We start from the raw sequence: 20,197 nt of genomic DNA, 5'->3' as shown, positions 1-20,197 counted from the left end.
GTTATTCGTCTTTTAAGAGTGTTAACGCAAAAATAACAGCGTCAATAAAGGCATCAATATCAGAAAGTTGATTATAAGGCATAAAAGAAATACGTAAACAGCCTGAAATATTTAATGAATCAATAAGGGGCTGTGCGCAGTGTTGCCCTGTGCGTAATGCAATGCCTTTCTCTGTGATTAATGTTGCTAAATCACTATGATGAATACCTTCAAAATTGAAAGAAACAACTGATGAGTTGGCGGCTCGGTAACTGATAAACCCATTTAGCTCACTCAGACGCTTCTCTGCTTCTTCTGCAAGCTCTAAAGCATATTGATTAGCAAGGTGCATATCTTGCTTTTCTAACCATGCTAGTGTGGCTGAAAATGCAATAACACCCGCAACATTAGGTGTTCCAGCTTCAAAACGCTGAGGAATTGGGGCTGGAGTAAAACCTTCGAATGTTGCGTTAGTCAGCATCTTTCCACCACCATGCCAAGGTGTCATGTTCTCTAAGTGTTCTCGTTTGCCATAACAAATGCCCAATCCATTAGGACCATAAAGTTTATGAGCAGAAAAAACATAGAAATCGATATCAAGTACTGTGACATCTGTTGGGTGATGCGCAATACCTTGCGCTCCATCGACAACCAGTAAGCAATTATCGTATTGATGAACGCATTGGGAAACTTTATCTAATGCGATTTGAGCGCCTGTCACATTCGACATTTGGCTAACAGCAACAATTCGTGTCCGCTTATTGATTAAAGCATTTAAGCTATTAATTGAAGGTAAAAAATGATCCTCAATAGCCCAACGGATCACTCGTGCGCCAGTTTGTTCTGCCAGTATCAACCAAGGAATAAGGTTTGCATGGTGCTCTTGCTCACTAACAATGATTTCATCACCTGCTTGTAAGCGTGGGCGAAAATAACCTTGAGCAATAAGGTTGAGTGATTCTGTGGTGCTTTTTGTCCAAATAATCGTATCACTATCAGCACTATTGATTAAGTCGGCAACCTGTTGACGTGTCGCTTCATATTGTTGCGTTGTCTCTTTAGCGTGCTGATATTGGCTACGGTGAACCGTCGCAAAATTATGGCGATAAAACGCATCAGAAGCTTCTATCATGGCAAGAGGCTTTAATGCAGTTGCTGCACTATCGAGATAAATAGTCTTTTCTTTAAGAGCAGGAAATTGTTGTCGAAATAAATCAGGTGAAAATGCGTTCATAGTTAGGCTGTAATAGTAGACGAATAAATTTTCGTGATTTGTCGTTAAAAATAGGGCGTATAGATTATACGGTTAATTATATTTATTTATAACGGAAACCTAAGGGCATCCGTTTGTAATGCGTGATTAGACCCATAATAACACGATTAAGATGATGAAAGTTCACTCAATAAAAAATCACTGAGATCAGATTAATATCCTATTTTTTGTTGTTTTAATTTATTGGGGATCATCTGTGGTGAGTTTTTTTAGAATAATGATGATAATTTCATTATAAAAAATGGATGAAAACATCAAAATAGTATGCGTGGGTAATTAAAAAGTAGAGAAAAATAGGGAATAAAAAAAGCACCGCCTTGGCGGTGCACTATAAAATCACTATGGACAGACAGGGTAAATGTACAGGAAGTGAAAAAAAACAGTAGCATCGGCTACTAAGTCTGGAATTTCCAGACAACTTGCAAACACAACATCACAACCACAAAGCCAAAAGTTTTGCAGTATTGCTACTACACAACTTTTCGTTCCGGCTTAGGAAGTGCGCTTACTATAGGTATTTACTGGCTAATCATCAAGGGACAAATTATAATGCTTCGCATAAAAAAAACTAATGATGAAAGTTAGGGTCTACTAATAGCCAAAATAGGGGTTTAAGAACCGAATATGTCTAAACGTTTACCGCCATTAAATGCGCTTAGGGTTTTTGATTCAGCGGCACGTCATTTAAGTTTTACTAAAGCCGCTGAAGAATTATTTGTGACACAAGCAGCAGTGAGCCACCAAATTAAAACATTAGAAGAATTCCTTGGGCTAAAATTATTTAGAAGACGCAACCGTTCCCTTTTATTAACCGAAGAAGGGCAGAGTTATTACCTTGATATTAAGGAAATCTTTTCATCAATTAACGAGGCAACTCGCAAATTATTAGCTCGAAGCGCGAAAGGTGCGCTTACCGTTAGCCTTTCCCCAAGTTTTGCTATTCAATGGTTAGTACCGCGGCTATCTGGGTTTAATCAAGCTTATCCGGGAATTGATGTGCGAATTCAGGCTGTTGATAGAGAAGAAGATAAGCTGGCTGACGATGTTGATGTCGCCATTTTTTATGGTAGAGGAAATTGGACTGGGTTACGCACAGACCGCCTTTATGCTGAATATTTGATACCTGTTTGTGCGCCATCTTTACTTACAGGTGAAAAACCACTAAAAACACCATCCGATCTGATTTATCATACACTGCTACATGATACATCTCGTCGAGATTGGCAAGCTTATGTACGTCAGTTAGAGATACAAAATCAGATAAATGTGCAACAAGGACCTATTTTTAGCCATAGTTCAATGGTGATACAGGCGGCTGTACATGGACAAGGCGTTGCATTAGTTAATAATGTAATGGCACGTAGTGAAATAGAGTCAGGTCGATTAGTAAGACCTTTTCCAGATGTCCTTGTTAGTAAAAATGCGTTTTATTTAGTTTGCCAAGATAGTCAGGCTGAATTGGGTAAAATTGCGGCTTTTCGCCAATGGATTTTATCTCAAGCAGCGAATGAGCAAGAAAAGCTAGGTTTACTGACATCATCTTAATATTGCGATTGGCAAATATCTTCTAGATAGGAAGGAATAAACAATGAATAGTCGTACATTGCTTATGTTTTCCGCGATTAGTGGCTTCTTTTATGTTGCTTTTGGTGCATTTGCAACTCATAAGCTTGCACCTCATTTATCGCCACAACATTGGGAATATATTCAGTTAGCGATGCGCTACCAAATCGTCCATACCTTATTACTTGTCGGGATCGCGGCAATGTTAATGCGTAAAACTATTTTATGGTTTTATTGGGCGGGTATTTTCTTTGGTGTTGGTATTCTACTTTTCAGTGGTAGCCTTTATTGTATGGCGCTAACACAAGTCAGATTGTTATCTTATTTTACGCCAATTGGTGGATTTAGTTTTCTTATTGGTTGGGCTTTAATTTTTATTGGCGCTTTGCGTCTAAGGGCACCGGCGTCTCGCCATGAATAAAGTTGCATTATATTGTCGCCAAGGTTTTGAAAAAGAGTGCGCGGCTGAGATTACGGATAAAGCAGGTCAAATCGGCGTTTATGGTTTTCCTCGTGTTAAAGAGGGAAGTGGTTATGTGATTTTTGAATGCTACCAAGAAGGTGAAGCAGATAAGATCGCGCGCGAAGTGAATTTCCGTGAATTAATTTTTGCTCGTCAGATGTTTGTGACTGGTGAATTACTTAAAGATTTACCACCAGAAGATAGAATTACACCGATAGTTGGAATGCTAAAAGGTGCTGTCGAAAAAGCAGGTGAACTTCGAGTTGAAGTTGCAGATACTAACGAAAGCAAAGAGTTATTAAAATTCTGCCGTAAATTTACGGTGCCATTACGTAATCATTTACGTAATGAGAAAATTTTGCTGAAAGTAGAGAATTTTAGCCGCCCTATTATCCATGTGTTTTTTATTGCACCGGGATGTTGTTATGTTGGCTACTCTTATAGTTTTAATAACTCCGCATTTTATATGGGTATTCCTCGATTAAAATTCCCATCAGATGCACCAAGTCGTTCGACATTAAAACTCGAAGAAGCATTTCATATTTTCATTCCTTATGAGGAGTGGGAAGAGCGTTTAGCAAGTGGAATGAAAGCGGTTGATTTAGGGGCATGCCCTGGTGGTTGGACATATCAATTAGTGAAACGCAGTATGATGGTACATGCTGTTGATAATGGCCCAATGGCACAATCTTTGATGGATACAGGACAAGTTCGTCATCACCAAGTTGATGGCTTTAAATTTGAACCGACCTCTAAAAATATCACATGGCTTGTTTGTGATATGGTTGAAAAACCAGCTAAAGTTGCTGCATTAATGACAACTTGGATTGCTAATGAATGGTGTCGTGAAGCTATCTTTAATCTAAAACTGCCAATGAAAAAGCGTTATGAGGAAGTCTCTCATATTCTTGAAAAAATAAAGACAGAGTTAGCGGAAAAAGGGATCAACGTTAAGATCCAAGCTAAGCACCTGTATCACGATAGAGAAGAGATAACGGTTCATATTCAAAATATTTGGGCTGCTTATCGACCAGATCGTGAGTTCTAAAACCGCTCAAAGTACATCGATTTATTGATGATAATAAAAGGCTAAGTTTATAAATAGAAACTTAGCCTTTTTAATGGATGCGAATTATTCAAAGATATTCACTCGTTAAGTTTTAACGTGTGGGAACTTGGCTATTTTAAACGTAACTGTTGTAGATTACCGTTTAATTGAATATCAGTACGCAATGTTGTGATTTTCCGGCTGATAAATGCAGACTCTTTATGAGTAATAAGTTTGTTTTTCCATTTAGTCGGAACATCATCAATATGCAGATAGAGTGATTCTAGATCTGGGTGAATTTGTAAAAGCTCGGTAGCGCTTTTAGGTCCAATACCAGGAACGCCAGCAACCTTACTACTACTTACGCCTGTTAATCCCCAATAGTTGGTAAGTTGAGATGGTTCGACGCCAAATTCTGCTCTAATAAATTCTAAATCTAACCAGCGTCGTTGAAAATAATCGCGTATACGAATAGCGGGAGAAAGTAATTGGCAATAGCCTTTATCCGTTGAAATAATCGTGACTCGAAAACCCGCACTTGCCACTTTAGTTGCTAATGTTGCAGCAACGTCATCTGCTTCATCACCCCCTGAGTGCCAGCTTTGTATACCTAAATTAAGTAACATTGCTTTAATTTCAGGTAATTGTTGTCGCAAGTCATCAGGCATTGGTGTGCGACCCGCTTTATAATCGGGTAACAGTTGATGTCGCCAGCTACCGTCTCTGTCGTCTTCATCAAAGACGGCTACGGCATGAGTCGGTTGTGTGTGACCAAGCAGTTGATTGACACTTTGTTCACACACCGTCTTGCAGGAAGAACCTGATGCCGCATGAATGCGGCGGATCAGGTTTAAAGCATCAATAATCAGCAAATGTATCATAATAAATTAGCTGATAATCTCGTAACATGGTTGGTAAGCTGTACCACCCGGAAGTTTCATACGATGTTGCTCAACAAAGCCTGCTAATAAAATATCCATGCGACGCATAATTTCACGATCACCATGAATTTTATAAGGACCATAAGCTTCAATCGCTTTCATACCCACTTCTTTTACGTTGCCTGCAACAATACCAGAGAATGCACGACGTAAGTCAGCCGCTAATTTCTCAGGTGATTGATCGGTGCTTAAGTTAAGTGATGCCATATTTTCATGTGTTGGTTCAAAAGGATGCTGTAAATCAGTATTGATCTTTATTGACCAATTAAAGCTATAAGCATCACCCGTACTACGACGATTATCTTTTACCAAAGGCATATATTTTTTCATGATACGAGCAACTTCAGGCGCATCATCAATAATAATTTGGTAATGGCGTCGAGCTTCGTCGCCTAATGTATTGGCGATAAAGTCATCTAATACATTAAAGTAGTCGGCGCTCTCTTTAGGGCCAGTTAAAATCAGTGGTAATACTTGGTCTTGGTTTTCGGGAGACATAAGAATACCAAGCAGATACAGCAATTCTTCTGCTGTCCCTACACCGCCCGGAAAAATAATAATTCCGTGTCCAATTCGTACGAAAGATTCCAGACGTTTTTCAATATCTGGCATAATAATCAGTTCGTTAACTAATGGATTTGGTGGCTCTGCAGCAATAATTGAAGGCTCTGTCATACCAATAAAACGACTATTTTTATAACGTTGTTGAGCATGACCCACCGCAGCCCCTTTCATAGGTGCTTCCATCGCACCAGGTCCACAGCCTGTGCAAATATTGAGTTCGCGTAACCCTAATTCGTTACCTACTTTTCTGCCGTAAAGGTATTCAGTTTCATTGATTGAGTGACCGCCCCAGCAAACAATCATATTAGGATCTTCATCAATATGAAGCGCTCGTGCATTACGCAAAATCGAGAAAATCGTATTAGTGATGTGGGTGCTATTTTCTAAGTTCAGGTGAAGATCACGTTTTGCTGTTGTGATCTGCCCGTGAACAAACAATATGTCACGCAGCACAGCAAATAAGTTAGCTTGCAGTGAGCGAATAATTTTTCCGTCAACAAAGGCGTCTTCAGGAGGGTTGACTAACTCTAGTTTGACGCCACGTTCACGGCGCAGTACGTTAATATCAAAATCTTGGTATTTAGATAACAGTTCTTTACTACTATCAGTAAGGCTACCAGAGTTGAGAACAGCGAGAGAACAATTGCGAAACAGCTGATAAAGATCACTGCTTGCGGTTCTCTTTAGCATATCAACTTCTAGCTGTGAAAGCAGATCCATGGAACCTAATGGGCTGACATGAGTTATCACGTAGGACTCCTTTTTCTCCTGAAATAACAAACTGAAGTGCAACTGATCTTGGTATAACACAGATCATATTAACATACAGGCATTATTCCGTTATTGTCTGGCTAATCGACTAATTTCTGGAACAAACTCACAATTACTGCGCCAAGGATTGATGTCTAATCCACCGCGTCGCGTATATCTTGCATAAACAGTTAATGTTTCTGGCTTACATAATTGCATGATATCGTGGAAAATTCGCTCAACACACTGTTCATGAAATTCATTGTGTTGTCTAAATGAAACTAAATAGCGTAGTAGTTTTTCACGATCAATTTTTTTACCCTTATATTGAATAGCAACTGAACCCCAATCTGGTTGATTAGTAATGAGGCAGTTTGATTTTAACAGATGGCTGACAAGGGTTTCTTCAACCAGTGTATCGGTTGTCGATTCGTTTAACCATTGCATATCAAACTGATAATTATCAATTTCAATATCTTGTTCATCAATACACTCTCCAGCAAAATCAACAATAGGTTGTGATGTAAAATGCGAAAGTGGATAAATGGTTAGATTAACTTTGCCTTTAGCACAAGTCGTTAAATCTTTAAGTAAGGTTTTTTCGACGAGATCCCAACTTTCAAAACGAGTTTGATTAAAACTATTGAGATATAATTTAAAACTTTTAGATTCAATAAGATTTTCAGTGGTTGCATCTAATTCAACATGACCAATAGCAACTTGCGGTAAGCCCTTACTATTAAGCCATGATAGCTCATACATAGTCCAAATATCACCACCGTGAAAAGGTAAATTTTCAGCAGTTAAAGAGAGTGAATCTCGATTTAGGCTACGTGGTACACCTTGCAATAACCCGGCATCATATTGATCATGATATTGAGTCTCTTTGCCCAAAGATAATGCTTCAAGAGATTTATCACCTTGATATAAAGACATAATTTACATCCTAACTTTAGCTGAAAATAAAAGAAGGTTAATTATACTATTGAAACATCAATAGTATATGAATGCTTTATTTTTGGTGCTCTGAATTAGTGACATAATCAGGTAACATAAAGGAAATTCTTATTTAAATAGATAGAACAGATAATTATGACTGAAAACATCTCCTCTGAATTAAAAGCCTTTACGCAAAAGTATATTGATTTGTGGCAAGAAAAATCAGGTTTACCTCCTGCAAGTGAAGATCTTTATGGTGTTCCTTCTATTTGTATATCAAGAACGGGCGACGAAGTTGTTTACTGGCTACCGCAGCCTTTTGTAGGAACAGATAAACTCGAAAAAGTTGAAAAAGCGATGGGGATTATTATTCGTCCTGAATTGCACAATTACTTTACCACTCAGTATGCTGGGGATATGCAGGTTCGTTTTAGAGAGGTCGATTTCAGCTTGATCCAAGTGTGGAGTGAAGAGGATTTTATTCGCTTACAAGAGAACATTATTGGTCATTTGGTGACTCAAAAGCGTTTAAAACTTACACCCACATTATTTATTGGTAGCACAGATTCAGAAAACGAAATAATTTCCGTGTGTAATGTTTCTGGTGAAGTCATTCTTGAAACTTTCGGCAAAAAGAAAAGAGAAGTGTTAGCTGAAAATTTATCTCTCTTTCTCTCAGAATTAGTCGCTGTATATAATGAGTGACGTAGTCTATAGCCCTTTTTTCTTGTGAGATATATCTTACAAAAAAGCGTGTATTTTTTTATCAAAAAACGTCACTGATAAAAATAAAATTGATTTATGTAAATAGAACAATAAGTTATTAACTCATTGTTTTTATTTATAGTTACGGCTATTTAATTGCTTTTGTTTTGTGGGTTGTTTAACTAATCAATTATTGGCATTCTACGTTCACCAAATAAGGGACTGTTTGGTGACCGATAAAATATAGAGTAATCAAGGACACAGGAAATAGGATATTTCCATTAATGTGGATACGGACTTAATCACAGGGATAGATAAAAACGGTCTTGCTTGGACGCATGTGTTGTACAGACAACTATTTTTCTTGTCTAAAAGGAGTTTCGGCTCCTTTTATTTTTTATTTGTTTTCTGCTATTCCATCCCAATGTTATCCTTATTCGTAAGTTTTATATAAGGGATAAATGATGACACTAGAACAACGCATTTTAGCGAAATTGCTCTTGATTGAAGAAGAGATGAAGAACATTGAGCTATGGCAATTAGAATCTCCTACTGATCAAGCATTTGAAAGTGTTGAGCCTTTCTGTATTGATACAATGAGTGCTCATGAATGGTTACAGTGGGTATTAATTCCTCGATTGTCATCAATGATTGAAAACGAGATGCCATTACCTAATAAATTTGTAATCGCACCTTATTACGAAGAAGCATTTAAAGACGATAAAAGTCGAGATGTTACTGATTTACTCAATCATTTGCGTGAACTTGACGCAATGTTTAAATCATAAGGTCGATAATGCTAGATATTATTTATCAAGATGAACATCTTGTTGCGGTGAATAAACCTGCGGGTTGGCTTGTTCACCGCAGTTGGCTAGATAGACATGAAACCGTGTTTGTGATGCAGACACTAAGAGATCAAATAGGGCAACATGTTTTCCCTGTACATCGTCTAGATAGACCTACATCAGGCGTTCTATTAATGGCACTTTCTTCTGATGTTGCTAGAGCGCTATCTCAATCTTTTGAGCAACATAAAACAGAAAAAATTTATCATGCTGTTGTTCGAGGATATGTTGAAGAGGCATCTGTTATTGATAGCCCTTTAGTCGAAGAACTCGACAAAATTGCAGATAAATTTGCAACTCAACCTCCACAAATCCAAGAGTGCGTGACGCACTGTCAGCCATTAGGAACTGTTGAAAAAGAGGTTGCGATTGGGCGCTACCCTACATCTCGATTTAGTTTATTAGAGTTACGTCCTGAAACGGGGCGCAAGCATCAATTACGTCGCCATATGTCTCATATTCGACATCCAATTATTGGTGATACTGCTCACGGTGATTTGCGTCAAAACCGTGGTGTTGTAAATCATTTTCAATCTCATCGCTTGATGTTACATGCAAGCCATCTAAACTTAATTCATCCAATCACATTGCAACCACTTAACTTAACCGCTAAATGGGATCTGCCTTGGCAACACCTTATTAATCAATTTGGTTGGCGTGGATTAAGACCTGAATTAGAGCAGTATGGTGAAGATTTAGCTCATCATTTTTAATTCCTTTCTTAATTTTTAATATTACTTTCTTTGTGTGACTATTAAGGCTTTTTTACTTAAGTCTTAATGGTTTGCGCAAATTTATAATCTGTTTTAATTATTTGTAGAATATATAATTCTATTAATTGATCTGTTCACATGTTTGAAACGTGACAGCTATCATGTATTCATTAAGCGATTTATTTTATGATGTAAAATAAATAAGGCTTATCATTAGATAAGTTTATGAAATTAAACCCACACTACTTTAAACAAATAAAAACTTACAACATATAAAAACCCACAGTCCGGGAGTCTGCTTGATGTTTAAAAACCTATTTGTTGTTTTACAAAAAATCGGAAAGTCCTTGATGTTACCGGTATCTGTACTGCCTATTGCCGGTATTTTATTAGGGGTTGGTTCCGCTGATCTTTCATGGATCCCATCTTCTGTTTCTCAAGTTATGGCAGAGGCTGGTGGTTCGGTTTTCTCTAATATGCCACTTATTTTTGCTATTGGTGTTGCGTTAGGTTTTACCAATAATGATGGAGTGTCTGCACTGGCCTCTGTTGTAGCTTATGGCATTATGTCTAAAACTATGATTGTGGTTGCTCCTTGGGTTTTAGGTTTAACGCCAGCAGAAATTGAGGCTCAGCACCTTACTGATACAGGGGTATTAGGGGGGATCATCGCAGGTATTATTGCTGCCTCTATGTTTAATCGTTTTTATCGTATTAAATTACCTGAGTATTTAGGATTTTTTGCCGGAAAACGTTTTGTTCCTATTATTTCAGGCTTAATCGCTATTTTTGTTGGGATTATACTGGCCTTTATTTGGCCTCCTATTGGTACAGCTATCCAACGTTTTTCGGAATGGGCTGCGTATCAAAACCCTGCTGTCGCCTTTGGTATTTACGGTGTTGTAGAACGTGCATTAGTGCCATTTGGTTTACACCATATCTGGAACGTGCCGTTCCAAATGCAAGTGGGTGAATATGTAAATAGTGCAGGACAAGTCTTCCACGGTGATATTCCTCGCTATATGGCTGGTGACCCAACTGCGGGTATGTTATCAGGTGGCTTTTTATTTAAGATGTTTGGTTTACCTGCTGCAGCGATAGCTATTTGGCATTCAGCTCGTCCTGAGAATCGTGTAAAAGTCGGTGGTATCATGATTTCTGCGGCATTAACTGCCTTCTTAACAGGGATCACTGAACCTATCGAATTCTCATTTATGTTCGTCGCTCCTATTCTTTATGTTATTCACGCTATTTTAGCTGGTTTAGCATTTGTTATTTGTATCTTGTTAGGTATGCGTGATGGGACAAGTTTCTCTCATGGTTTAATTGATTTTATCGTATTGAGTGGCAATAGCAGTAAACTGTATTTATTCCCAATTATTGGCATACTTTATGCGATAACTTATTACTCGATTTTCCGCTTCTTAATCGTGAAACTAAATCTGAAAACCCCAGGTCGAGAAGTAGAAGATAAAAACACGAAACAAGCTGATAAGAGTGCAATGGGACAATCTTTAGTCGCAGCGTTTGGTGGTAAAGACAATATCAGTAGTTTAGATGCTTGTATTACTCGTTTACGTATTGGCGTTAAAGAAATTGAAAAAGTCGATCGTGATGAGTTGAAAAGATTAGGTGCTGCTGGTGTTGTGGTAGTTGGCTCGGGTATTCAAGCCATTTTTGGCCCTAAGTCAGATAATCTAAAAACTGAAATGGATGAATATATAAGGTCTTTAGATACTACTGAATAATAAATAGCACTCTTTAACTAAAAAAACACGCTTAAATTTATTATTTAGCGTGTTTTTTTATATCCTTTACTATGTGTTTTAAATTTTTTTTTGAAATTATTAATCATTATTTTTATATATTCTTATCATAACGTATAGTGATGAGGGTAAAAAAGATGAGAGTGTTATTTAATGAATTAAAAAATTTATCATCAATGAATGATAAAAAAGAAAATGTAAGATTTTTATTGTCGGATAAGATAATAAGCTCTTCTAATAGATTGTTTGAACATAATTTTCATATTCTAAAAAATAAACATAATTGTATTTATATTGATAAAGAAATTATTACTAATATAAAAAATGAACTGCAAGGTGTTGTTGATTCTTATACTAAAAATAACCTTCATCATTTGGAAAAAATAGATAGAGCTAAAAATAAAACAAATAAATCAAATAAATCAATTAGTGAGTTATCCTCATTGAACGAAATAAAAGACTTTATTAAACTTATGATAAATGAAACAAATTCTACGTCATTTAAGAATGAAATTTTTAATGTGGAAAATAAAAATATTAACATTTTTCTTGATAAAAATATATTGTTAGGAATTGAAATTAAATCTGCCAATAAACTGATTGAAAAATTAAAAAATAAAACAATAGAATTAAATACAGGATGTGATTTACCTTTTAATTTAAATGGTAATGATATGATGGTCGTTAAACTTGGTAATCTAAAGGCTGCTGATTATGCCGTTGAATCTAATGATAGACCTCGTCAAAACTCAATGGTTAATAGCTATGAAGACAATAAGTTAGAGAGAATAAAAAATATTATTATGGAGTTTGAGATTCATTTTAACTTTCTTAATGAGAATATTAAGCAGTATCATGAAATAGCAAATAATAGTTGCTTGTTTGAAAATATTGAAGAAATGAATGATCTTTTTGATTTTATTGATGGAGATATAATTAAAAATATAAAAAAATTACATTATGAGGGTGATAAATTACAGATGTTTAATGAAAAATTAGTTAGCTCTTGTAATGAAATAAATAATAATTGTAAAACATTAGATTCATATTATCAAAAAAATATTTTTAATATTGATGATGGTATTATTATTAATTTAGATATCGATAATTTAAAACTCAAGCTGAAAGAAATAAAGTCTAATACAGATTTGTTGAAACTAAAACTAGAGTCATTAACAGAACTCTCTTCATGTATTAGTCGGTGTAATAATAAATTTAAAAATAAAACCTCTTATTTAGAAAAGAATGATAAAAAAATAGTTTGTGATTCAATGATAAAGGTTAAGGAAAAAACAAATGAAAGCTTATCATTATTAGATGGTTTTATAAAAAGAAAGGAGACGGGTTTTTTATCTAAAGTGTATAAGTTATTTTTTCCTAAAAAACATAATGAATCTTTGAATATATTAATTAATTATAAGAGTAAAATTAATAAGATATCATCTTATCTTGATGTTTATAAAGAAAAAAATAAATATTTCACTATCGGTGATATTTGTTTAATGGTTACATCAAAGTTATCTGAAATAAATTATCCTGAAAGTTTATTAGGTTATTTATATGGAGAAAAGAGTAAGTGGGATAATTTTAAACAATCTCTTTTTAAAAAGGATGAGTGAATTTATTCTCATTGAGAATGAATTGACAATATTATATGTTTGATGTTTAGTTGGTGAATTATCAAATAATATTAAGTGGGCTAAACATTATGGCTAAAATCGGCATTTTTGTAGGTACAGTTTATGGTAATGCATTAGCAGTTGCTGAAGAGGCACAGCGTATTTTACTTGAACATAAACATCAAGCTAATGTTTACGAAGACGGTACACTCGCAGATTGGGAAAAATATTCAACAGTGCTTGTGATAACGTCAAGTACTGGGCAAGGTGATTTACCTGATACCATTGCCCCCCTATTTCATGAACTACGTGATAACGTAGGATATCAGCCAAACCTAAGTTATGGCTTGATTGCCTTAGGTGATAGTAGCTATGACTATTTTTGTGGTGCAGGGATGAAATTTGATGAGTTGTTACAAGAGCATCAAGCAAAGCGTATTGGCGAAATATTAAAAATAGACGGTATGGATGTCGCGGAGCCAGAAGTATTTGCAATCGAGTGGCTTGAGAACTGGGTTAACCTATTAGATTAAATAGAAAATAATTTAATAGTTAATTGGTTAATAAAATAGTGGATCATATTATGTATTTTAAAACACCGCTTATTTCTGTTTTATGCAGTAAGTAAGCGGTGCTTTTTATAAAACGGACATACGTATCAGCTAAAATGGCTTGTTATTAGCGGCGAGTCAGTTTTTCTAAATCAGCTTCAATCTCAGCAATTTTATTTGCTACAACATGCTCAAGGTGGCGCAAGTCGTCTAGGATCTTGTGTTTTAAATCGACTTCTACTTGATCTTGTTGGCAAATTTGATCTAATTCTTCAATAACATAACGTAAGTTAGTATTGATTTCATTTACTTCTTTAAAACCTTGTCCTGATTGACCATCAGAAATTGTTTTACGTTGGCGTGGATATTTAAATTTTACGCTTTTTGCAAAGAATTCACCTTTATCTTTGCGAAAATAGATTTTTAAAATATCGTTGTTAGCTTCTTGGCGTAGAGTATAGCGGTCAATATCTTCAGGATGCGGGATCCCTAAATTTTTTAAATTATCGTACATATATTGGCACCTGATAGAAAGATGAGTGAAAGAATAGCGAACAGAATTAATTCTATCCGCTGTTCTTATATTAGTCGATAGCTCTTAACAATTCATTAATACCAACTTTTCCACGCGTTTTTGCGTCAACTTTTTTCACGATCACGGCACAGTAAAGACTGTAGCGTCCATCTTTAGAAGGTAAATTGCCTGACACAACAACAGAGCCAGCAGGAACTCGGCCATAATGTACTTCGCCTGTTTCTCTGTCATAAATTTTGGTACTTTGACCAATATAAACGCCCATTGAAATAACCGCGCCTTCTTCGACAATAACACCCTCAACAATTTCAGAGCGAGCGCCAATAAAGCAATTATCTTCAATAATGGTTGGATTTGCTTGTAGTGGTTCTAAAACGCCACCAATACCAACACCACCAGAGAGATGGACATTTTTCCCGATCTGAGCGCATGAACCTACTGTTGCCCATGTATCAACCATGCTACCTTCATCAACGTAAGCACCAATGTTGACATAAGATGGCATTAAAATAGTGTTGCGAGCGATGTAAGCCCCTTGTCTAACTGCTGCGGGAGGAACAACACGAAAACCTTCTTTTTCAAAACGTGCTTGGTCATAATCAGCGAATTTCATAGGCACTTTGTCAAAATAGCGACTTTCATTGCCATCTATCACTTGATTGTGATTAATACGAAAAGAAAGTAGAACCGCTTTTTTTAACCATTGATGAGTTATCCACTGACCGTCAATTTTTTCCGCGACACGCATTTTTCCGCTGTCTAGTAGTGCAATAACGCTATTAATGGCATCACGAATATGTGGCTCTACGTTATTTGGAGTGATATCAGCACAATGTTCGAAGGCGTTATCAATAATAGATTGTAATGCTTGCATTAATAGTATTTCCTATATGTATTGTCGTGGGTTCCTATATTTTATCCTTTGAAACGAGGGCTTTTGTCAACCTTTCTACGACTTCATCCTTCATTTTTTGGTTTAACGCATTATTTTCGCTATCGGTTAATACGAAGAAATCCTCAACACGTTCACCTATTGTGGTTATTCTTGCGCCATGTAATGAAAGTGAAAGATCAGCAAAAACTTTACCTATAATGGCTAATAATCCCGGGCGATCTCGTGCAAATAGCTCCATATAAGTACGCTTATTATGGTTAGAAGCGATAAAGTTAATTTTCGTCGGAACATCAAAATGACGTAATTTGGCTGGTAATGAGCGTGTTTTTGCATTGGCATTATAAGGGGCTGATACAACTTGGATCAGTGCGTTACGGATTGCATTATATCTATCAATCGCCAAAGGTTTACCATTAGGCTCTAATACAATAAAGGTATCCATCGCCATATTATCGCGGTTAGTAAAAATTTGAGCGTTATGGATACTTAAATTACGTCTATCTAATTCACCTGCAACAGATGCAAAAAGGGAAGGTCTATCAGCACACCAAATAAAGATTTCAGTGCCGCCATGTTCAGTTTGTTGGCTGATTAACACCATAGGTTCAGCACTATTATGCTCAATTAATGCTAGCGCATGCCATGCAATTTGTTCGGGAGTGTGTCGTAAAAAATAGTCAGCATGGCAACGTCCCCAAATTGCTTGCAATTTATCTTCATCAACCTGTTCCATTCGTAAAATAGTTAGTGCTTGCAAACGATGATGGCGAATACGTTCACGTAAATCAGGAATAGAGTGCATACCTTGGCGTAACTGGTTTTCTGTTGATAGAAAAAGTTCACGTAATAGGCTCTGTTTCCAGCTATTCCATAGGCTGCTATTGGTTGCGCAGATATCCGCAACCGTTAAGCATAAAAGATAACGTAATCGGCTTTCGTTTTTTACTTCTGATGCAAACTGAAAAATAATGTCAGGATCTTGAATATCACGTCGTTGCGCTGTAACCGACATAAGTAAGTGATGACTAACAAGCCATTCAACTAATGCCGATTCTCTTTGGTTTAAGCCATGCTGCTGAGCAAAATGAGCAACATCTTTGGCTCCTAATATGGAGTGATCGCCATGGCGACCTTTGGCAATATCATGAAAAAGTGCAGCTAAACGTAGTAATTCAAGTTGAGGAAGTTTGGGATAAATATCAACACAAAGCGGATGTTGTTCGTGGTTTTCATAAGAATCAAAACTTTCAAGTTTTTGTAAAACACGAATGGTATGTTCATCAACGGTATAGGCATGGAATAAATCAAACTGCATTTGACCCACAATATTATTCCATTGTGGGAAGTAAGCCGCTAATACACTGTGTTTGTGCATGGGAACGAAAGCACCAGAAACTGCGCGAGGATGGCGCAAGATCTGCATAAAAACTTGACGAGCTAGTGGGTACTCACATAACGGCTGAACTAAATGCCGACGAGCGTAACGTAAATGGCGGAGAGTTGTTGAATAAATTCCTGTGATCTCTTTATGTTCTGCCATACGTAAAAAGAGGCGCATAATAGCGATAGGATCATCAAGGAAGCAACTGTCATCAACAACATCAATTAAGGAGCCTCTTAGTTGAAATTCATTGTCTAAAGGTCGTGGTTTTACATTAGGTTGCAGAGCAAGAATAGCTTCGTCAAAGAGTTGAAGTAACATATCGTTTAACTCACTCACGCGACGAGTTACGCGATAATAATCCTTCATCATTTTTTCAACGGGCTGATTGCCTTCACCTTCATAATTTAAAAGTTGAGCAACGCTGAGTTGTCTATCAAACAATAGGCGATTGTCATAACGAGAAAGTACAAGATGGAGAGCAAAACGAATTTTCCATAGCGTGTATTGGCACTCTAATAGCTCTTGTCCTTCTGCCGGTGTTAAAAAGCCAAAGTTGACCATTTCAGACACTGATGCGGCACCAAAATGGCGATGTGCGACCCAAATTAGGGTGTGAATATCGCGCAGTCCACCAGGGCTACTTTTAATGTCCGGCTCTAGATTATAACTAGTGCTATGATATCGCTGATGTCTTTGTTTTTGTTCTTCAATTTTTGCAGCAAAAAAATCAGGTGATGGCCAAAACCCTTGGCTAAAAATATGGTTAATTAATTGCTGATAAAGTGAATTATTCCCACAAATAAGACGCGCTTCTAGTAAGTTTGTTGCAACCGTTAAATCTGAAAGACCTTCTAAAAGACATTCTTCCATTGTTCTAACACTGGCACCAATTTCAAGGCGTACATCCCACAGTAATGTTATGAGTTTGCTGACTTTATCTTCTGCTTCTGGTGATAAAGGTGTCTCACTTAAAAAGAGAAGATCAATATCAGAAAGTGGATGTAACTCTTGCCTGCCATAACCACCGACAGCAATGATACTAAGGTCTGGATAATCGGATAGTTGTGTATAGCGCCACAATTGCGTTAAGAGTTGATCAATGAAATGGCTACGGGCTTGAAGTAATAAAGCGACATCAACATCATGATGGAAAGCATCTGTTAACCAAGACTGAAATTGCTCGATTGATTGCTTAAGTTCAGCACAATTTTGGGTATTTTCTGTCAGCAAAAAAGGGGAAGGGGGCGGAGTTTGAAATGCGTTTTTATGAGTCATTGTTCGTCTTCTTTCTCAATGTTTGCTTATGACATTAAGACTAATGTTAAAACGATAACCTGACTAGTGATTCTGCTGTTTCGTAGCAAATAAAATAAAAAAAGCGACACATCTCGAAAAAATATGTCGCTTTTACATTTTTAGCTAAAAAAGAAGTTTATTCGTTAACTAATACTGCAGAAATAAACGGTTCTTCTTCTTTACGTAATGTCATGATTTCACAGCCATTATCGGTAACGACTAACGTATGTTCGTATTGCGCAGACCAACCTCTGTCTTTCGTTTTAACAGTCCAGCCATCTTTCATTGTACGAATACGGTAATCACCTGTGTTTACCATTGGCTCAATGGTGAATGCCATGCCTTTTTGTAGCACAACACCGCTATCATCTGCATCGTAGTGTAAAACTTGAGGTTCTTCATGGAAGCCTTCACCAATACCGTGACCACAATATTCGCGGACAACAGAATAGTCATGATCTTCAACAAACTTTTGAATTGCTTTGCCAAGCTCACGTAAGCGAATACCCGGTTTAACCATTTTAATGGCAAGGTAGAGGCTTTCTTGGGTGATACGGCATAAACGTTCACCTTGTATTGTTGGTTTACCTACGATAAACATTTTTGAAGTATCGCCATGAAAACCATCTTTAATGACAGTGACATCAATATTAACGATATCGCCATCTTTAAGGATTTTCTCTTCGCTAGGAATGCCGTGGCAAATAACATCGTTAACCGAAATACAAACTGATTTAGGGAAACCATGATAGTTAAGACAAGCAGGAATAGCCTGTTGTGCGTTAACAATATGTTCATGGCAAATACGGTCTAATTCAGCGGTGTTTACGCCAGGTTTTACGAACGGTGCGATAATTTCAAGAACTTCTGCCGCAAGACGACCTGCGACGCGCATTTTTTGAATATCTTCTTCTGTCTTGATTACAATAGCCATTTGAGTTCTTCGTCTAGATTAAAAGCCACAATACGAATTAGATAACACACTTTGTTGCATTCATATTTTGTATTGCAGGTTAAATGAATGATGATGAGAAATAATTCTGATTACCATTTATGATATCAGCAGAAAGTAGGTGTGCCAATAAAGAGGATATGTGCAATCTGTCTGATATCGAGAATAATGACGAACATTACGCCTTCTTAATCTGATTGTCTTTACATATTGCGCTTTTCTATTTGGTGTTTTCTAGCAAATTGATATTAGAGTAATATTTGTCATCATTGCGGTAATCTTGCTTTTTTCTTTGTTCAAATGATGTGTTTTTATGCCAAATAAGCCCGTGGTAAACATAAGTAATGGTGGTTTCTTGAGGTTATTTATGGTATAAAGCGCGCCGGAGTTCTGTTATTGCATCACACTGTGAGTAATGGCAGTAAATCTGAAACATTCAATTGTGTTAATTACACACACAAATCGGCACATAACGCCGGGGTGCTCTTATGTAAAGGTCAAATCTTTACAGCTGATGAGTCGGTCGTATGGGATTTGTGGACGAAATAACCCCAAATTTAAATTTATAGAGGTCTAAAATGGCAACTGTTTCAATGCGCGATATGCTGCAAGCCGGTGTTCACTTCGGTCACCAAACTCGTTACTGGAATCCAAAAATGAAACCATTCATCTTTGGTGCGCGTAACAAAGTTCATATCATTAACTTGGAAAAAACTGTTCCAATGTTCAATGAAGCTCTGGTTGAACTGAACAAAATTGCTTCTCGTAAAGGCAAAATCCTGTTTGTTGGTACTAAGCGCTCTGCCGTTGAAGCTGTTAAAGAAGCAGCAGAAAGCTGTGACCAGTTTTATGTAAACCACCGCTGGTTAGGCGGTATGCTGACTAACTGGAAAACTGTTCGTCAGTCAATCAAACGCCTGAAAGATTTAGAATCACAATCTCAGGACGGTACTTTTGACAAACTGACCAAGAAAGAAGCGTTAATGCGTTCTCGTGAACTTGGTAAGTTAGAAAACAGCCTGGGTGGTATCAAAGACATGGGCGGTTTACCTGACGCTCTGTTTGTTATCGATGCTGAACACGAACACATTGCTATCAAAGAAGCAAACAACCTGGGTATTCCAGTATTTGCTATCGTTGATACTAACTCTGATCCAGATGGTATCGACTTCATTATCCCTGGTAATGACGATGCAATCCGTGCGGTTAAATTATATCTGACCGCTGCAGCTACAGCTGTTCGTGAAGGTCGTTCTCAAGATCTGGCTGTTCAGGCTGAAGAAGGCTTAGTCGAAGCTGAATAATAAGGCATGCTCGTAAGAGCCCTTATTTAACCAGGTATTGCTATATATTGGTTAGGGGGCCTCAATTGGCCCCCTTTACACATCTGCTATGAGAACATCTATGGCTAGC

The 20,197-nt window shown here is 36.9% G+C and carries 18 protein-coding genes; 10 read left to right on the top strand and 8 right to left on the bottom strand.

Translation table 11 applies throughout. The annotated features are described in order from the left end of the window. Window position 1 precedes the first annotated feature (1 nt). Entirely contained in the window at window positions 2-1,213 is a 1,212-nt protein-coding gene (csdA, locus tag QQS39_RS15195; protein ID WP_285804847.1) for a cysteine desulfurase CsdA, read from the bottom strand. A gap of 663 nt (window positions 1,214-1,876) precedes the next feature. Between csdA and QQS39_RS15190 the strand changes: the two genes are divergently transcribed. From QQS39_RS15190 to rlmM, 3 genes are read left to right on the top strand one after another with little or no spacing between them, the layout of a single operon-like run. Continuing rightward, window positions 1,877-2,797: a transcriptional regulator GcvA gene (locus tag QQS39_RS15190; protein ID WP_023582728.1), complete on the top strand. Its 921-nt coding sequence runs from the start codon at window positions 1,877-1,879 to the stop codon at window positions 2,795-2,797. A gap of 43 nt (window positions 2,798-2,840) precedes the next feature. Continuing rightward, window positions 2,841-3,236: a DUF423 domain-containing protein gene (locus QQS39_RS15185; RefSeq protein WP_036913817.1), complete on the top strand. Its 396-nt coding sequence runs from the start codon at window positions 2,841-2,843 to the stop codon at window positions 3,234-3,236. Continuing rightward, window positions 3,229-4,326 carry a 23S rRNA (cytidine(2498)-2'-O)-methyltransferase RlmM gene (gene rlmM / locus QQS39_RS15180; protein WP_151435987.1) on the top strand — a complete coding sequence of 366 codons (1,098 nt, stop codon included), beginning with the start codon at window positions 3,229-3,231 and terminating at the stop codon, window positions 4,324-4,326. The genes QQS39_RS15185 and rlmM overlap by 8 nt, the downstream gene beginning before the upstream one ends. Before the next feature lie 131 nt (window positions 4,327-4,457). Here the strand turns inward: rlmM and xni are convergent, their stop codons facing one another. From xni to queF, 3 genes are all read right to left on the bottom strand, one after another. Continuing rightward, window positions 4,458-5,207, bottom strand: coding sequence for a flap endonuclease Xni (xni, locus tag QQS39_RS15175; protein WP_285804846.1), 750 nt, complete (start codon window positions 5,205-5,207; stop codon window positions 4,458-4,460). Window positions 5,208-5,213: 6 nt separating this feature from the next. After that, window positions 5,214-6,581 (bottom strand): nucleotide 5'-monophosphate nucleosidase PpnN, encoded by a 1,368-nt coding sequence (gene ppnN, locus QQS39_RS15170; RefSeq protein WP_285804845.1) that lies wholly within the window; start codon window positions 6,579-6,581, stop codon window positions 5,214-5,216. A gap of 90 nt (window positions 6,582-6,671) precedes the next feature. After that, on the bottom strand, window positions 6,672-7,517 hold the full coding sequence (queF, locus tag QQS39_RS15165; protein WP_285804844.1) for an NADPH-dependent 7-cyano-7-deazaguanine reductase QueF: 846 nt from the start codon (window positions 7,515-7,517) through the stop codon (window positions 6,672-6,674). Between the two features lie 156 nt (window positions 7,518-7,673). Between queF and syd the strand changes: the two genes are divergently transcribed. The 6 genes from syd (at window position 7,674) to QQS39_RS15135 (ending at window position 13,704) form a co-directional block, all read left to right on the top strand. Then, complete coding sequence (syd, locus tag QQS39_RS15160; protein ID WP_285804843.1) at window positions 7,674-8,225, top strand: SecY-interacting protein; 552 nt, start codon at window positions 7,674-7,676, stop codon at window positions 8,223-8,225. Window positions 8,226-8,689: 464 nt separating this feature from the next. Further along, the gene (locus QQS39_RS15155) at window positions 8,690-9,013 is read left to right on the top strand and encodes a YqcC family protein (RefSeq protein ID WP_151435982.1); all 324 of its coding nucleotides are present in this window, start codon (window positions 8,690-8,692) and stop codon (window positions 9,011-9,013) included. Between the two features lie 8 nt (window positions 9,014-9,021). Continuing rightward, window positions 9,022-9,786 carry a tRNA pseudouridine(65) synthase TruC gene (gene truC / locus QQS39_RS15150; protein WP_151435981.1) on the top strand — a complete coding sequence of 255 codons (765 nt, stop codon included), beginning with the start codon at window positions 9,022-9,024 and terminating at the stop codon, window positions 9,784-9,786. A gap of 302 nt (window positions 9,787-10,088) precedes the next feature. After that, complete coding sequence (ptsG, locus tag QQS39_RS15145) at window positions 10,089-11,534, top strand: PTS glucose transporter subunit IIBC (RefSeq protein ID WP_285804842.1); 1,446 nt, start codon at window positions 10,089-10,091, stop codon at window positions 11,532-11,534. 155 nt (window positions 11,535-11,689) lie between these two features. After that, on the top strand, window positions 11,690-13,171 hold the full coding sequence (locus QQS39_RS15140) for a hypothetical protein (protein WP_285804841.1): 1,482 nt from the start codon (window positions 11,690-11,692) through the stop codon (window positions 13,169-13,171). A gap of 89 nt (window positions 13,172-13,260) precedes the next feature. Next, window positions 13,261-13,704 carry a flavodoxin gene (locus QQS39_RS15135; RefSeq protein WP_285804840.1) on the top strand — a complete coding sequence of 148 codons (444 nt, stop codon included), beginning with the start codon at window positions 13,261-13,263 and terminating at the stop codon, window positions 13,702-13,704. Between the two features lie 145 nt (window positions 13,705-13,849). Here QQS39_RS15135 and QQS39_RS15130 read toward each other — a convergent pair whose 3' ends face one another. The 4 genes from QQS39_RS15130 to map all read right to left on the bottom strand — a co-directional run bounded on the left by QQS39_RS15130 (window position 13,850) and on the right by map (window position 18,766). Continuing rightward, on the bottom strand, window positions 13,850-14,236 hold the full coding sequence (locus QQS39_RS15130; protein WP_006535910.1) for a DUF3461 family protein: 387 nt from the start codon (window positions 14,234-14,236) through the stop codon (window positions 13,850-13,852). 70 nt (window positions 14,237-14,306) lie between these two features. Then, window positions 14,307-15,131, bottom strand: coding sequence for a 2,3,4,5-tetrahydropyridine-2,6-dicarboxylate N-succinyltransferase (gene dapD / locus QQS39_RS15125; RefSeq protein ID WP_196734689.1), 825 nt, complete (start codon window positions 15,129-15,131; stop codon window positions 14,307-14,309). A gap of 34 nt (window positions 15,132-15,165) precedes the next feature. Continuing rightward, window positions 15,166-17,811, bottom strand: a complete 2,646-nt coding sequence (glnD, locus tag QQS39_RS15120; protein WP_285804839.1) for a bifunctional uridylyltransferase/uridylyl-removing protein GlnD — start codon at window positions 17,809-17,811, stop codon at window positions 15,166-15,168. Window positions 17,812-17,968: 157 nt separating this feature from the next. Continuing rightward, on the bottom strand, window positions 17,969-18,766 hold the full coding sequence (map, locus tag QQS39_RS15115) for a type I methionyl aminopeptidase (protein ID WP_159363554.1): 798 nt from the start codon (window positions 18,764-18,766) through the stop codon (window positions 17,969-17,971). 596 nt (window positions 18,767-19,362) lie between these two features. Between map and rpsB the strand changes: the two genes are divergently transcribed. Then, entirely contained in the window at window positions 19,363-20,088 is a 726-nt protein-coding gene (gene rpsB / locus QQS39_RS15110) for a 30S ribosomal protein S2 (RefSeq protein ID WP_023582712.1), read from the top strand. Window positions 20,089-20,197 lie beyond the last annotated feature (109 nt).

The sequence above is a fragment of the Proteus appendicitidis genome (assembly GCF_030271835.1).
Lineage (GTDB): Bacteria > Pseudomonadota > Gammaproteobacteria > Enterobacterales > Enterobacteriaceae > Proteus > Proteus appendicitidis.
The sequence above is the reverse complement of the archived record's forward strand: the minus strand, read 5'-3'. Positions and strand labels throughout refer to the sequence as shown.

Excerpts from the sequence above, each read along its gene's own strand:
- csdA (WP_285804847.1), bottom strand. The coding sequence starts at position 1,213 with ATGAACGCATTTTCACCTGATTTATTTCGACAACAATTTCCTGCTCTT.
- QQS39_RS15190 (WP_023582728.1), top strand. The coding sequence starts at position 1,877 with ATGTCTAAACGTTTACCGCCATTAAATGCGCTTAGGGTTTTTGATTCA.
- QQS39_RS15185 (WP_036913817.1), top strand. The coding sequence starts at position 2,841 with ATGAATAGTCGTACATTGCTTATGTTTTCCGCGATTAGTGGCTTCTTT.
- rlmM (WP_151435987.1), top strand. The coding sequence starts at position 3,229 with ATGAATAAAGTTGCATTATATTGTCGCCAAGGTTTTGAAAAAGAGTGC.
- xni (WP_285804846.1), bottom strand. The coding sequence starts at position 5,207 with ATGATACATTTGCTGATTATTGATGCTTTAAACCTGATCCGCCGCATT.
- queF (WP_285804844.1), bottom strand. The coding sequence starts at position 7,517 with ATGTCTTTATATCAAGGTGATAAATCTCTTGAAGCATTATCTTTGGGC.
- syd (WP_285804843.1), top strand. The coding sequence starts at position 7,674 with ATGACTGAAAACATCTCCTCTGAATTAAAAGCCTTTACGCAAAAGTAT.
- QQS39_RS15155 (WP_151435982.1), top strand. The coding sequence starts at position 8,690 with ATGACACTAGAACAACGCATTTTAGCGAAATTGCTCTTGATTGAAGAA.
- truC (WP_151435981.1), top strand. The coding sequence starts at position 9,022 with ATGCTAGATATTATTTATCAAGATGAACATCTTGTTGCGGTGAATAAA.
- ptsG (WP_285804842.1), top strand. The coding sequence starts at position 10,089 with ATGTTTAAAAACCTATTTGTTGTTTTACAAAAAATCGGAAAGTCCTTG.
- QQS39_RS15140 (WP_285804841.1), top strand. The coding sequence starts at position 11,690 with ATGAGAGTGTTATTTAATGAATTAAAAAATTTATCATCAATGAATGAT.
- QQS39_RS15135 (WP_285804840.1), top strand. The coding sequence starts at position 13,261 with ATGGCTAAAATCGGCATTTTTGTAGGTACAGTTTATGGTAATGCATTA.
- QQS39_RS15130 (WP_006535910.1), bottom strand. The coding sequence starts at position 14,236 with ATGTACGATAATTTAAAAAATTTAGGGATCCCGCATCCTGAAGATATT.
- dapD (WP_196734689.1), bottom strand. The coding sequence starts at position 15,131 with ATGCAAGCATTACAATCTATTATTGATAACGCCTTCGAACATTGTGCT.
- glnD (WP_285804839.1), bottom strand. The coding sequence starts at position 17,811 with ATGACTCATAAAAACGCATTTCAAACTCCGCCCCCTTCCCCTTTTTTG.
- map (WP_159363554.1), bottom strand. The coding sequence starts at position 18,766 with ATGGCTATTGTAATCAAGACAGAAGAAGATATTCAAAAAATGCGCGTC.
- rpsB (WP_023582712.1), top strand. The coding sequence starts at position 19,363 with ATGGCAACTGTTTCAATGCGCGATATGCTGCAAGCCGGTGTTCACTTC.